Source organism: Kaistia soli DSM 19436, assembly GCF_900129325.1.
In the GTDB taxonomy this organism is placed as follows: domain Bacteria; phylum Pseudomonadota; class Alphaproteobacteria; order Rhizobiales; family Kaistiaceae; genus Kaistia; species Kaistia soli.
The window spans coordinates 465,137-477,816 of record NZ_FQUP01000004.1 but is presented as its reverse complement, the minus strand read 5'-3'; the positions used below and the strand labels follow the sequence as shown (position 1 = coordinate 477,816).

The 12,680-nt window shown below is 63.3% G+C and carries 12 protein-coding genes; 4 read left to right on the top strand and 8 right to left on the bottom strand.

Annotated elements, in window-relative coordinates; genetic code table 11:
• Positions 1 to 54: 54 nt before the first annotated feature.
• Positions 55 to 1,023 (bottom strand): nucleoside hydrolase, encoded by a 969-nt coding sequence (locus tag BUB39_RS19000; RefSeq protein WP_073056598.1) that lies wholly within the window; start codon positions 1,021 to 1,023, stop codon positions 55 to 57.
• Positions 1,024 to 1,207: 184 nt separating this feature from the next.
• Here BUB39_RS19000 and BUB39_RS18995 point away from each other — a divergent pair, with 184 nt between their 5' ends.
• The gene (locus tag BUB39_RS18995) at positions 1,208 to 1,969 is read left to right on the top strand and encodes a GntR family transcriptional regulator (RefSeq protein WP_073056595.1); all 762 of its coding nucleotides are present in this window, start codon (positions 1,208 to 1,210) and stop codon (positions 1,967 to 1,969) included.
• A 114-nt stretch (positions 1,970 to 2,083) separates the two neighbouring features.
• Here the strand turns inward: BUB39_RS18995 and BUB39_RS18990 are convergent, their stop codons facing one another.
• The 7 genes from BUB39_RS18990 to BUB39_RS18960 form a co-directional block, all read right to left on the bottom strand.
• On the bottom strand, positions 2,084 to 3,166 hold the full coding sequence (locus tag BUB39_RS18990; RefSeq protein ID WP_073056593.1) for an ABC transporter ATP-binding protein: 1,083 nt from the start codon (positions 3,164 to 3,166) through the stop codon (positions 2,084 to 2,086).
• Positions 3,167 to 3,175: 9 nt separating this feature from the next.
• Complete coding sequence (locus BUB39_RS18985) at positions 3,176 to 4,252, bottom strand: Gfo/Idh/MocA family protein (RefSeq protein WP_073056591.1); 1,077 nt, start codon at positions 4,250 to 4,252, stop codon at positions 3,176 to 3,178.
• Positions 4,249 to 5,265, bottom strand: coding sequence for a Gfo/Idh/MocA family protein (locus BUB39_RS18980; RefSeq protein ID WP_073056589.1), 1,017 nt, complete (start codon positions 5,263 to 5,265; stop codon positions 4,249 to 4,251). The genes BUB39_RS18985 and BUB39_RS18980 overlap by 4 nt, the downstream gene beginning before the upstream one ends.
• 65 nt (positions 5,266 to 5,330) lie before the next feature.
• The gene (locus BUB39_RS18975; protein WP_244540313.1) at positions 5,331 to 6,104 is read right to left on the bottom strand and encodes a carbohydrate ABC transporter permease; all 774 of its coding nucleotides are present in this window, start codon (positions 6,102 to 6,104) and stop codon (positions 5,331 to 5,333) included.
• A 109-nt stretch (positions 6,105 to 6,213) separates the two neighbouring features.
• A complete protein-coding gene (locus BUB39_RS18970; RefSeq protein WP_244540312.1) occupies positions 6,214 to 7,056 on the bottom strand; it encodes a carbohydrate ABC transporter permease in 843 nt (280 codons plus the stop codon).
• A gap of 115 nt (positions 7,057 to 7,171) precedes the next feature.
• Entirely contained in the window at positions 7,172 to 8,464 is a 1,293-nt protein-coding gene (locus BUB39_RS18965) for an ABC transporter substrate-binding protein (RefSeq protein WP_073056583.1), read from the bottom strand.
• Between the two features lie 147 nt (positions 8,465 to 8,611).
• Positions 8,612 to 9,298, bottom strand: coding sequence for a TetR/AcrR family transcriptional regulator (locus BUB39_RS18960; RefSeq protein ID WP_073056580.1), 687 nt, complete (start codon positions 9,296 to 9,298; stop codon positions 8,612 to 8,614).
• Positions 9,299 to 9,445: 147 nt separating this feature from the next.
• Here BUB39_RS18960 and BUB39_RS18955 point away from each other — a divergent pair, with 147 nt between their 5' ends.
• Genes BUB39_RS18955 through BUB39_RS18945 form a run of 3 tightly spaced genes read left to right on the top strand, consistent with a single transcriptional unit; the run spans position 9,446 to position 12,656 of the window.
• Positions 9,446 to 10,570: a Gfo/Idh/MocA family protein gene (locus tag BUB39_RS18955; protein ID WP_244540311.1), complete on the top strand. Its 1,125-nt coding sequence runs from the start codon at positions 9,446 to 9,448 to the stop codon at positions 10,568 to 10,570.
• 11 nt (positions 10,571 to 10,581) lie between these two features.
• Complete coding sequence (locus BUB39_RS18950) at positions 10,582 to 11,418, top strand: sugar phosphate isomerase/epimerase family protein (RefSeq protein WP_073056578.1); 837 nt, start codon at positions 10,582 to 10,584, stop codon at positions 11,416 to 11,418.
• Entirely contained in the window at positions 11,415 to 12,656 is a 1,242-nt protein-coding gene (locus tag BUB39_RS18945) for a Gfo/Idh/MocA family protein (protein ID WP_073056577.1), read from the top strand. Before BUB39_RS18950 ends, BUB39_RS18945 begins: the two co-directional genes overlap by 4 nt.
• Positions 12,657 to 12,680 lie beyond the last annotated feature (24 nt).

Sequence of the window (12,680 nt, the reverse complement as noted above, 5' to 3'; positions counted from 1 at the left end):
AATGATACAATCTTGTTGAAGATTGTATCGAACGATGCCCGCGGGGCCGCCCGCCTATCGCGGTCCGGCCTTGGGTCCGCCTGAGAAAATCTCCGACAGCATCGCCAGGAAGGCCGTGCGGTTGGCGTGGAAGGCGACATGGCAATTGGGCGGACGGGTCGTGCGCGTCTCGTGATCCACGACGGTCCTGCCAATTGTGTATTCGCCAATGGTCTCGATGACGACATTGACGAATTTCGTCTCGATGATGCCTGGCTGGACCAGCGCTGCGACGCAAACCGCATCGTGGACCGGCGCCGTCGAAGGCGTGCCCGTCGGCTGATTGGCCTCGTATCCCTGGATGCGGTGCTCGACGATATCGGCAGCGGCGACGCCGGCGGCGGTTCCGAGATTCCGAAGGGCCTCGCACTGCTCGCGGGAGACGAGTGCTTCATGCGTCGCATCGAGCGGGACAAGGGTCACCTTGCGGAAGCCCGCGCGAAAGACCTGGGCGGCCGCCTCGGGATCGGCCCAGATATTGAACTCCGCGGACGGCGTTATGTTTGACTTGTTGATCGCCCCGCCCATGATGATCAGCTCATCCACATTCGACGCGAAGGCCGGATCAATGGCGATCGCCGCCGCGACATTGGAGAGCGGGCCGACCGCGATCAGCGTGATGTTGCCCGGCTGCGCGGCAAAGGCTTCGGACAGGAAGACCGGCGCGGATTTCGGCTGCTGCTGACCCTTCGGCGCGGGCAGCGGCAACACGTTCATATGGACTTTAGGATCCCGCTTCGTCGCCCGCGGAGTCGGGAAATCAGGGCGGACGATCGGGGTTGGCAGGCCCTCATAGACGGGAATATCGCCGCGGCCGATCCATTCGAGCGTGCGGAGCGTGTTGTCGGTGCATCGATCGACCGGGATGTTGCCGTTGACCGTAGTACAGGCCAGGAGGTCGAGCGCTGGATGCAGGGCGGCCAGCATGATCGCGACCGCATCGTCGGTCCCGGTATCGACGTCGAGAATGAGTTTGCGGACCATCAAGAACTCCAGACTTTGGGCATGCCACCCGGCTTCGGTGCCGCCAAGCTTGGGCAAACATCCATCATCAGTCAATACGAAATGAGTGCTGATCGTATCGTAAATACAAGACGTCTTGATCCGAGACGTGTTGCGTGCGGCGCCGCTGTTGGATATCAATCCGGGAACGAAAGGGTGTTGGACGATGAGTGAAGCCTTGGATCTGGACCGGCCGGAGCTGCGATCCGAACCCGGCACTGTCGAGAGCGTTCCCGACGAGATCTACGACACGGTCGTCTCCGCCATCCTGGACCGGGCGCTCGATCCCGGCACCAAGCTCCCCGAGGACGTGTTCTGCCATCACTATGGCGTCAGCCGGACGATCGTCCGTGTCGCCATACACCGCCTTCAGCAGGACCGGCTGGTCGAATTGCAGAGGAACAAGGGCTGCTTCGTCCTCGTTCCCGATCGCAAGGAAGCCATGGACATTTTGGGAGCGCGCAAGGCGATTGAGCCCTATGTCGTGCGGCGGCTGGTGGATTCGGCATCCGAAGACGACCTCTCCTCGCTGCAGCGTCACGTCGACCGGGAGGACGACGCCTATCACCGCAACGATCAGCGGGAAGCGCTGCGTCTGTCGGGCCAGTTTCATCTGCTGCTCAGCAGCATCGCTGGCAACAACGTCATTCAGACGACGCTGCTCAATCTCGTCTGCCGATCCGCGCTGGTGATCGCGACCTACAGCGACGTCACCGCCTGCTGCAAGGCGCATGATCACCGCCGGTTGGTGGATCTGCTCCAAAAACGAGACGCCGTTGCCGCCGTCGAACAGATGGAACGCCATCTGAACGACATCGAGCGCGATCTCCTGCAAGACAAACCCGCGGAAGCGAAGCCGAGCCTGGAGAGCGTCCTGCAACGCTACGGACCGACGGCGAGACTACGCCCTCTACGCCCGATCGATTGAACGCTGCTGTCAGGCAGATTTCCGCCAATTATTGGGGCGTGTGGTCAGCCGGATTGACGATCGCCAACCGCGACAGCTCAACGCTGTCGATCTCTCCCCCATGGCCGTCGAACCTCAGATCGCCAGGCCGTCCGCGTCGAAGACGTGCAGGCGAGCCGGATCGACATGGGTCGTGAGCGCTGTGCCGAGCGCGATCTTCTGCTGGCCGTCGACGGCGATGGTCATCGCCTCGCCGCCCGCCGTGGTGGCATAGATCATGGTCTGGCCGCCGAGCTGCTCGACCAGATCGACAGTGACATCGGCGAAGGGAATGCCCGATCCAGGCGCGATCATGAGGTGTTCAGGCCGCGCGCCGACCGAGACGCGGGCGCCCGGACCGCTCGCCCGCAGCGCCCGCGGCAAAGCGATGGCCTGTCCCGCGGCCAGCAGCTTCGCGCCCGCGCCATCGGCTGATTCAACCCGGGCCGCGAGGATGTTCATCTTCGGCGAGCCGATGAATCCGGCGACGAAGAGGTTGCGCGGCGTGTTGTAGAGATCGAGCGGCGCGCCGACCTGTTCGATATTGCCTGCCCTCAGCACGACGATCTTGTCGGCCATTGTCATGGCCTCGACCTGGTCATGCGTCACATAGATCATCGTGTTGCCGAGCTCCTTGTGCAGCTTGGCGATCTCGACACGCATCTGAACACGCAGCTCGGCATCCAGATTGCTGAGCGGCTCGTCGAACAGGAAAATCCGCGGCTCGCGTACGATGGCGCGGCCGATGGCGACGCGCTGACGCTGGCCGCCCGAGAGTTGCTTCGGCTTGCGCTTCAGCAAAGGCTCAATGCGCAGGATCTCCGCCGCCCTCGCCACGCGCGTGGCGATCTCGGCCTTGGGCAGCCGCGCCGTTTCCAATCCGAAGGCAAGGTTCTGGTAGACGCTCATATGCGGGTAGAGCGCATAGGATTGGAACACCATGGCAATGCCGCGCTTGGCGGCCGGCACGGCGTTCATGCGCTGGCCGTCGATCAACAGGTCGCCGCCGGAGATCGGTTCGAGGCCGGCGATCATGCGCAACAGGGTCGACTTGCCACAGCCAGAGGGGCCGACGAAGACGGCGAACTCGCCCGGCTCGATAGAGAGGTCGATGCCGTGAATGACTTCGACTTCGCCATAGCGCTTCTGGACCTGTTGCAGCATGACACGCGTGGCCATGGTCACCTCCTAGGCGCCTGCTGGCAGCCAGCTCTCATATTTCGGATGATCGGGACCGATCGGCCATGTCACTTCGGAATGGGTCTCCGACGAATGGTAGAACGCCGTCACGATCTCGAGCGCTCGCCGCGAATCCGCACTCGTCACAGGAAGCGGCCCGCCAGAAACAAGCGCGGCGTGGAACAGCGCCATCTGCGTCTCGAAGCGCTGCGGTACATGCTGCCAGCCCTCCAGCAGGGCATCGATCTGCGCGCGGGTATCATCGTTCCGCGGCAGGATGGTCCAGGGCTTGTTGCCGGGCGAGTAAGCCTCGTGGTCGCTTTCGAAGGTGACGTTCTCGAAAACGAGGCGGAGGCGCGAGATCTCGTCGGCCGCGCCCAGCGTGGCGGTGAGCGAGGCCAGTGCCCCGCTTTCAAGTTCCACACTCGCCGAAACGCAGTCCTCAACCTCGATCGGGTTGACGCGTGTGGCTACGCGGCCGAACAGGCTCTTCAACGGGCCCATCAGATAGGTCAGCATGTCGTGCTGATGGATGGCATGCGTCATCAGCACGCCGCCAAGCTCCGTCCGCCATTTGCCGCGCCAGGGCACGGCATAATAGTCAGCCTCGCGCCGCCACAACGTCTCGACTGTCGCGACATAGGGCTTGCCGGCGATGCCGGCATCGATGATCGCCTTGGCCTGTTGCACGCCATCGCCGAAGCGATACTGGAACACCGGCATCAGCCGGCCGCGCGCCTGCTTTTCCGCGGCGATGACGGCATCGACCTCAGCCAGCGAACCAACCAGCGGCTTCTCACAGACGACATGCTTGCCGGCTGCCAGCGCGGCCATCACCATGGGATAGTGCACCATCGGCGGCGTGCAGATATCGATGATGTCGAGATCGCCCATGGCCAGCAGGTCGTCGAACTGGGCCGTCCGCCGCTCGATGCCGAATTCGTCCGCGAGGCCGTTCATCCGTGCAGGATCAAGGTCGCAGATCGCCAGCAGCTTGAATTTATCCTTGTTGGTGAGATAGCCCTCGACGATGTGCGAGCGGCCAATACCGCCCCCGACGACGGCGACTGTCTTGATATCGCTCATTGCTGCCACTCCGTACCGCGCTCCGCGATCGCCTGGGCGGTGAGGGCGAGCTCCATCGCCTTGAAGCAGTGGTCCTGGCCCATCGCCGTCTCGGTGCGGTCGCGAATATCGGCCAGAAGCTGCGGCCCGTAGGGCAGTTCGACGCTGCTGCAGTCGATATGCTGTACGCCCTCGCCGTTGACGAGGAACAGGTGATCGGTGCCGGGCCGCCCGGCGATGTCGATATATTTGCGAAGCTCGATATAGCCGTCAGTGCCGAGGATCGTCAGCCGTCCGTCACCCCAGGTCGGCAGGCCGGAGGGCGTGAACCAGTCGACGCGGACATAACCGGTGGTGCGTGGGGTTTTGAGGTGCATGTCGCCGAAATCCTGCAGGCCGGGCTGGCCGGCATTGGCGCGGTTGGCGACGCTGGCCGAGATCACCTCGGCCTCGAGCGTGCCGGAAAAGAACAGGAACTGCTCGCACTGGTGCGAACCGATATCGCAGAGAATGCCGCCATAGCGCTGACGCTCGAAGAACCATCCAGGGCGCTGGTTGTTGCGAATGGCGTGCGGCCCGAGCCCAACCGTATTGATGACCTCGCCGATCGCGCCGGCGGCGACGAGTTCACCGGCCTTGACGGTGGAGCGGGTCTCGAAATGCTCCGAATAGCAGATGGAGAAGATACGGCCGGTCTCGCGCTGCGCCGTTTTGACGGCAGCCAGCTGGTCCAGGCTGATCATGCCCGGCTTGTCGCTCATCACGTCCTTGCCATGGCGCATGGCGGCGATGGCGATGCCTGCGCGCTCGTCAAGGATCGCGGCGGTTGTGATGAGGGCGATGCTGTCGTCCTCATAGATTTCTGCGGCGGTCAGAGCACGCCGGACGCCGGGATAGGCCTCGAAGAAAGGCTTGGCGAGCTCGTCCTCTGGCGCATGGAAGGCGACCAGTTCGGCGCCTGCCCGCAGCAGGCAATTGACCTGCCCGTAGATATGGCTGTGGTTGAGGCCGATGACCGAAAATCGAATGCTCATTGCAGAAGAGTCTCTTGCTGGCGGCGTGGGGGCGGTGCCTTGTCGGGTTTGGTGGGGTCAGCCGGCTAGCGCTTCATGCCGGTGGTCGCGATGCCCTCGATCAGAAGGCGCTGGAAGACCAGGAAGAAGATGAACACCGGGACCAGCGTCAGCGTCGACATCGCGAAGAGGCCGCCCCAATCGCTTTCGGCGCTCGAGTCGACGAAGGTGCGGAGCGCCAGCTGGACGGTGTAGGTTCGGATATCGGACAGATAGATCAGCGGGGCAAAGAAGTCGTCCCATGTCCAGATGAAGGTGAAGATCGCCGCCGTGGCGAGAACCGGCGTCGAGAGCGGCAGCAGGATCTTCCAATAGATGCGCCAGGGGCTGCAGCCATCCATCATCGCGGCCTCGTCAAGTTCCTTCGGCAAGCCGCGGAAAAACTGCACCATCAGGAAGATGAAGAAGCTGTCGGCGGCGAGGAACTTCGGCACGACCAGTGGCAGGAACGTGTTCACCCAGCCGAGCTGATGGAACAGCACATATTGCGGGATCAGCGTCACCTGATAGGGCAGCATGAGTGTGCCGAGCATCATGGCGAACCAGAAGCGCCGGCCGCGAAATTCGAGCCGTGCAAAGGCGAAGGCGGCGAGCGAGCAGGTGGCGAGATTGCCGATGATCGCGAGGACGGCGATGATCAGCGAGTTCAGGAAGAACGTGTCGAAGCCGATCCGAAGGCCGGTCCAGCCGCGGATATAAGACTGGATGCTCCATGAGCTTGGCCAGAGACTCGTCGCCGTGAAGATCTCGTTTTCGGGCCTGAACGACGCCGACAGCATCCACAGCAACGGATAGAGCATGAGGATCGAGGCGAGGGTCAGGAGGCCATGTGCCAGCAGCGACAGCGCACCCTTGCGGAGCCGGGTCGTCTCGCCACTGTCGCCGGTGACGACGGTCAGGCGCTGGACGTCAGTTATCATAGTGCACCCAGTACTTCGACGTCAGGAACGAGAAGCTGGTGAACAGCGCGACGATGACGAGAAGGATCCAGGCGAGAGCCGATGCATAGCCCATCCGGAAGAATCCGAACGCCTCCTGATAAAGATAGAGCGTATAGAACAGTGTCGAGTTGATCGGATTGCCAGTGCCGCCGGAGATGATGAAGGCCGGCGTGAAGCTCTTGAAGCCCTCGATGGTCTGGATGATCGCGTTGAAGAAGATCACAGGCGTCAGCAGCGGCAGCGTGATCTTGCGGAACATCCGCCATCTGCCGGCCCCGTCGAGGCTGGCCGCCTCATACATGTCGAGCGGAATCTGCCGGAGGCCGGCCAGGAAGATGATCATTGGCGAGCCGAACTGCCAGACCGCGAGCGCGATCAGCGTCCAGAGCGAATAGCGCGGATTGGAAATCCAACTCGGACCCACAATGCCGAAATTGAGGAGGAACTGGTTGACGAGGCCATTGCCGGCGAACAGTTGGCGCCACAGCACGGCGATGGCGACCGAGGCGCCGAGCAGCGACGGCAGATAAAAGATTGCCCGGTAAATTGGCAGACCGCGCATGCCGCGATTGAGCAGCAGTGCCACGCCGAGCGCAAAGGCCAGCTTCAGCGGCACCGAGACGATGACGAAGAAGAGCGTCACACGCATCGACTGGATGAATTTTGCGTCGGCGGTGAAGATGCGTACGAAATTGGCGCCGCCGTTCCAATGCGGAGCGGTCAGGAGGTCGAAATCCGTGAAGCTCAGATAGAGCGAGATCAGGATCGGGCCGAGTGTCAGGCCGAAGAAGCCGATGAACCAGGGCAGCAGGAAGAGGTAGCCCGGCCCGTTTTTGCTGCGCGCCGCTGCCCACCACGACGGGGCGGCCGCGCCGGCGACTGATCCGCCTTGCGCGACCTCGTGTGACGGCGCGGAGGCCAAGGCCTCAGCCCTTCTTGGCGCGGGCCAATGTGGCGCTGGCCTGGTCGAAGAAGGCGGGGCCGGCGTCCTCGGGCGATGTCTGGCCGAAGGCGACTTCCTGGCTGGTGGTGCGAAGCTGCGTCGAGACTTCGCCGGCATTGGCGGGCGGGGCCGGCGGCAGCGGACCGAGCAGGTCGCCGAGATTGGAGACGAATTCGAGCGCGATCTTGCTCTGTGCATCCAGCGTTGGCGCAATGACTTCGCGCGTCGAGGCTTTGCAGGGAATGCCGCGCTCGACGCCCAGCGCCTTGGCCGCCTCGGGATCCGAGATGAAGAAGTTGATGAACTTCGCGCTCAGTTCCTTGTTGGCGGAGGTGCCGCCGATCGAGAAGAACATCGAGGGCTTGCGATAATGACCGCCGCCGCTGCCCGCCTTGATACGCGGGAAATTGGTCATGGTCAGCGGATCCTTGTTGACCGCCTGGAAGGCGATCAACTGGTTCGAATTGGCGAAGGTCGTCGTCGCCTTGCCGAGCGTGATCATGGTGTTCTCGATTGCGTCGGTCGCGTCGAGCGCCTGGTCCTCGGCCGAGACGATAACGTCCGCCGCGCGCAGATCGCTCCAGAGCTTGAACCAGTCCGTCATGTCCTGCGCGTCGAAGGCGGCCTTGCCGTCGGCGGTGTAGAGCGCCTTGCCGCGCTGGCGCAGCCAGTTTTCCAGCGCCGGCTCGACGCCGCTGCCGTCCTGGAACAGCTTCATGCCGGGGCGCTTGTTGGCCGCGTTGAACTTTGCGGCAAGCGCCGGCAGATCCTCATAGCTGAGTTCCCGGCCAGGCAGTTCGATGCCGGCCTCTTTGAAGGCGGCTTCGTTGACCATAAGCGCGACGGAATTGGCGCCGAGGCTGATGCCATAAAGCTTGCCGTTGACCTTGCCGCCGTCGAGCTGATCCTTGTCGAAATCATCCAGCTGCAGCGCGCCGCCGACGAATTCGTCGAGCGGGGCGATGCCGCCCCGGATCGCGTATTCGACGATGTAGCGATAGTCCATCTGGATGATGTCGGGCGCGTTGCCGCCGGCGGTCTGCGTGCCGAGCTTGGCCCAGTAGTCCTGGAAGGCCATGAACTCGCCGTCGATCGTGACGCCGGGATTGGCCTTCGAGAACAGGTCCGTCGCGATAAATGTCCGGTCCGCGCGCGCCTTGCCGCCCCAGAAGAGCAGGCGAAGCTTGGCGTCGGCCGCAAAGGCCGGGCTGATCGCGCCGGCAGCGAGCGCCGCGGCGCTCCCAAGCAGGAACTGGCGCCGGTGAAGCGTCGTCATGTGGCAATCCTCCCGTTCTGGTTGCGACCGAGGTTGATGTCGCTGCGCTCTTGGCGGCGCTAAATAACCAATTGGTTACAATCTTGGGTCAATCGCAGGAGGGTGTCAAGTCGTCGCGGCGGCCACGCCGCGCGCACTGCGGTGCCATCACCGCGTGCAGAGATAATCGAGCACCATCCGAACGGCATGGGCTTCGCGCTCCTGGATCAGCGCGAATTGGCCGAGATCGCGCTCGAAGATCACCGAGAGGGTCTTCATGTTGGAGACGTAGAAATAGCCGAGGCTGGCGACCGAAATGTAGAGCTGCATCGGATCGACATCCTTGCGGAACACGCCGCTCGATACCCCCCGCTGAACGATCGCCCTGATCTCGCTGACCAGCGGCGAGTGCAGCGCCGGAATATCCTTGATCTGCTTCAGGAAGCGGGCGTTCTGCAGGTTCTCGACCGCGAGCAGGCGTGGAAACCACGGATTTGCGAGGAAATGGCGGAAGGTGAACCGGACCAGCCGGTCCATGGCGTCGACCGGCGCGTATTCGCCCAGCGACAGCTCGCGCTCGCCGCGCCGGATTTCCTGATAGGCGTCGAGCAGGACGGCGCTGTAGAGCGCTTCCTTGTTGCCATAGTAGTGGTAGAGCATCCGCTTGTTGGCCTTGGCGCGCTCGGCAATCGCGTCGACGCGCGCGCCGTTGAAGCCCTGCTCGCAGAACTCGTCGCGCGCCGCCTTCAGGATCGCCGCTTTGGTTCGCTCGGCATCACGCGGCCGTATCGAGCCGATTTCGGCGCGGCGCGTCTCCGTCGGTTCGGCGGGGATGATCTCTCCGTCGTTGTCCATCTCTCATTTGCTCTTTTGGTCGGTTGCCGCTCCGACGCCCCCATGCGCAGACAGCAAGCTTGACTCGGGATTCTAGCCATGTCTACCTATGTAACCAAACAGTTACAAGGAGGCTGTCTGGTGGCTGACAGACGCATAGGCGTCATCATGCATGGCGCGACCGGACGGATGGGCTACAACCAGCATCTCGTCCGTTCCATCCTCGCCCTGCGCGATCAGGGTGGCATCGTGCTTTCGAATGGCGACCGCCTCGTGCCGGAGCCGATCCTGGTCGGCCGCGATGGCGACAAGCTGAGGCGGATCGCCGAGCGGCATGCGATCGAACGCTGGTCTACCGACATGACCGCGGTGCTCGCCGATCCCACGGCAGCGATCTTCTTCGATGCCGGGACGACGCGGATGCGCGCCGGCCTGCTTGGCCGGGCGATCGATGCTGGCAAGCATGTCTATTGCGAGAAGCCGGTCGCCGAGGATCTGCACATCGCCGTGGCGCTGGCCCGCAAGGCGAGGTCGGCCGGCATCAAGCACGGCGTCGTTCAGGACAAGCTGTTCCTTCCCGGTCTGCTGAAGCTCGCAATGTTGCGCCGATCGGGTTTTTTCGGCCGGATTCTCTCGGTTCGAGGCGAATTCGGCTATTGGGTGTTCGAAGGCGACTGGCAGGCCGCGCAGCGTCCGTCGTGGAACTATCGCAAGGCCGATGGCGGCGGCATCATCCTCGATATGCTCTGCCACTGGCGCTATGTGCTCGACAATCTGTTCGGGGCGGTCAGATCCGTGTCCTGCCTCGGCGCGACGCATATTCCTGAGCGCTTCGACGAGCGCGGCGAGCCCTATGCCGCCGATGCCGACGACGCAGCTTATGCGACCTTCGAGCTGGAAGGCGGGGTGATCGCGCAGATCAATTCGTCCTGGGCGGTCCGGGTCAAGCGCGATGACCTCGTCACCTTCCAGGTCGATGGCACGCACGGCTCCGCGGTCGCGGGACTGCACCGCTGTTTCACCCAGCACCGGGTCAACACACCGAAGCCTGTGTGGAATCCCGATCAGCCGCAGCTGATGGATTTCCAGGCCGGCTGGGACGAGGTGCCGGACAATATGCCGACGGAGAACGGCTTCAAGGCGCAGTGGGCGATGTTCCTTCGCCATGTCGCAGAGGATGGACCTTGGCCCTACGGGCTGGAGGAGGGCGCCAAAGGCGTCCAGCTTGCGACACTCGGTCTGAAATCATGGCGCGAGCGGCGCTGGCTCGACGTTCCCCCGCTCGACATCTGACGACGCGTAGGATGGCAGGCGAACTGGCGATCAATCTGGCGACGACGCGGGGCAGCTGGGGTTTTGCCGAAGCTGCCGACGGCTGCCTGCAGCGCGGGATCTCGGCGATCGCGCCTTGGCGCGATCAGGTGGCAGCGGTCGGGCTTGCCGAGGCGGCGCGGATCGTTCGATCGGAGGGGTTGCGGGTCACCGGGCTCTGCCGCGGCGGCATGTTTCCGGCCGAAACGGAATCGGGCCGCCAGGCGGCGATCGACGACAACCGGCGGGCCATCGATGAGGCGGCGGCGCTTGGCGCCGATTGCCTTGTCCTGGTCGTCGGGGGCCTGCCGGGCTCCAGCCGCGACCTGTCCGCTGCCCGGACCATGGTCGAGAACGGCATAGCCGCGATGCTGCCGCATGCGCGCAGCATCGGCATGCCGCTAGCGATCGAGCCCCTGCATCCGATGTATGCCGCCGACCGCGCGTGCGTGAACACGCTCGACCAGGCGCTTGATCTCTGCGCGTACTTTGGCGAGGGCGTCGGCGTTGCGATCGACGTCTATCATGTCTGGTGGGATCCGAAGCTTCCTACTGCAATCGCTCGGGCCGGCCGCATGAACTGCATCCTCGCGCATCACATCTGCGATTGGCTGGTGCCGACGCGTGACCTGCTGCTCGACCGGGGCATGATGGGCGACGGGGTGATCGATCTTGCCGGTATCAGGCAGATGATCGAGGCGGCCGGCTATACCGGCCCCGAGGAGGTCGAAATCTTTTCGCGCGACAACTGGTGGCGGCAGCCGGGCGAGACCGTGCTGGCGACCTGCATCGAGCGTCACGCCAATCTCCAGAGCCAGGGACGGACATGAACGGGCATGAACGCCAGCGCTATGCACTGGTCGGAACGGGCAATCGCGGCACGACGATGTGGGGTAGGGATTTGCTCGCGGGCTGGCGGCAGGAGGTCGACCTTGTGGCGATCTGCGACACCAATCCGCTACGGGCCGAACGCGCGCGCGCGATGATCAAGTCGAACGCACCGATCTACACCTCGATCGAGGAAACCCTTGCCGCAGCGCGGCCCGAACTGGTGATTGTCTGTACCCGCGATTCCAACCATGACGACGTCATCGTGGCCGCGCTTGAAGCCGGGGCCGACGTGATTACAGAAAAACCAATGACGACGTCGATGGACAAGATCCGCCGCATCCGCGACGCCGAGCGGCGCACCGGCCGGCGGATCGATGTCTCCTTCAATTATCGCTACGCCCCAACTGCAGCCAAGCTGAAATCGCTGCTCATGGCGGGCGAAATCGGCACGCTGACCTCGGTCGACTTTCACTGGTATCTGAACAACCAGCACGGCGCGGATTACTTCCGCCGCTGGCATGCTTATGTCAAAAATTCCGGTAGCCTGTTCGTTCACAAGGCGACGCATCACTTCGATCTGCTCAACTGGTATATCGGCGCCGATCCGGTCGACGTCGCAGCGTTTGGCGAACTGCGCCAATATGGGCGCAACGGGCCTTTCCGCGGTCCGCGTTGCCGCGATTGCAGCCACGCTGAAGAGTGCGACTATTTCTTCGATATGAGCGCGGACGAATTCCTGGACCAGCTTTATGAAGACCCGTCCGAAATCGACGGTTATGTGCGGGACGGCTGCGTCTATCGTGAGGATATCGACATCTTCGATACGATGTCGGCGACGATCCGCTATCAGAATGCCGTCACGGCGTCCTATTCGCTCAACGCCTTCATGCCGATCGAGGGGCATGCCATCGCGTTCAACGGCACGCGCGGCCGCATCGAGCTGCGCCAGTTCGAGAAGCAGCCATGGCCGACGCCCGACCATGACGAAATCCTGCTCGTCCGATCGTTCGATGGCGGCGTTGAACGGATCAAGGTGCCGCATGCCGGCGGCGGCCATTTCGGTGGCGATGATCTGATGCGCTCGATGATCTTCCGCGATGGGGCCGATCCGCTCGGTCAGCGCGCCGACAGCCGGGCCGGTGCGATGTCGGTGATGACCGGTCTTGCTGCCCTGCAAAGCGCCACGACCGGAAGGATGGTCAAGCTTTCCGAGCTTGGCGAAATCGACCATCCTTGAGCCAAACGTCGAAGCAACACCTGC

Bases quoted from the DNA above. Each gene is read 5' to 3' on its own strand.
- BUB39_RS19000 (WP_073056598.1), bottom strand. From the start codon at position 1,023: ATGGTCCGCAAACTCATTCTCGACGTCGATACCGGGACCGACGATGCG.
- BUB39_RS18995 (WP_073056595.1), top strand. From the start codon at position 1,208: ATGAGTGAAGCCTTGGATCTGGACCGGCCGGAGCTGCGATCCGAACCC.
- BUB39_RS18990 (WP_073056593.1), bottom strand. From the start codon at position 3,166: ATGGCCACGCGTGTCATGCTGCAACAGGTCCAGAAGCGCTATGGCGAA.
- BUB39_RS18985 (WP_073056591.1), bottom strand. From the start codon at position 4,252: ATGAGCGATATCAAGACAGTCGCCGTCGTCGGGGGCGGTATTGGCCGC.
- BUB39_RS18980 (WP_073056589.1), bottom strand. From the start codon at position 5,265: ATGAGCATTCGATTTTCGGTCATCGGCCTCAACCACAGCCATATCTAC.
- BUB39_RS18975 (WP_244540313.1), bottom strand. From the start codon at position 6,104: ATGCTCTATCCGTTGCTGTGGATGCTGTCGGCGTCGTTCAGGCCCGAA.
- BUB39_RS18965 (WP_073056583.1), bottom strand. From the start codon at position 8,464: ATGACGACGCTTCACCGGCGCCAGTTCCTGCTTGGGAGCGCCGCGGCG.
- BUB39_RS18960 (WP_073056580.1), bottom strand. From the start codon at position 9,298: ATGGACAACGACGGAGAGATCATCCCCGCCGAACCGACGGAGACGCGC.
- BUB39_RS18955 (WP_244540311.1), top strand. From the start codon at position 9,446: ATGCATGGCGCGACCGGACGGATGGGCTACAACCAGCATCTCGTCCGT.
- BUB39_RS18950 (WP_073056578.1), top strand. From the start codon at position 10,582: ATGGCAGGCGAACTGGCGATCAATCTGGCGACGACGCGGGGCAGCTGG.
- BUB39_RS18945 (WP_073056577.1), top strand. From the start codon at position 11,415: ATGAACGGGCATGAACGCCAGCGCTATGCACTGGTCGGAACGGGCAAT.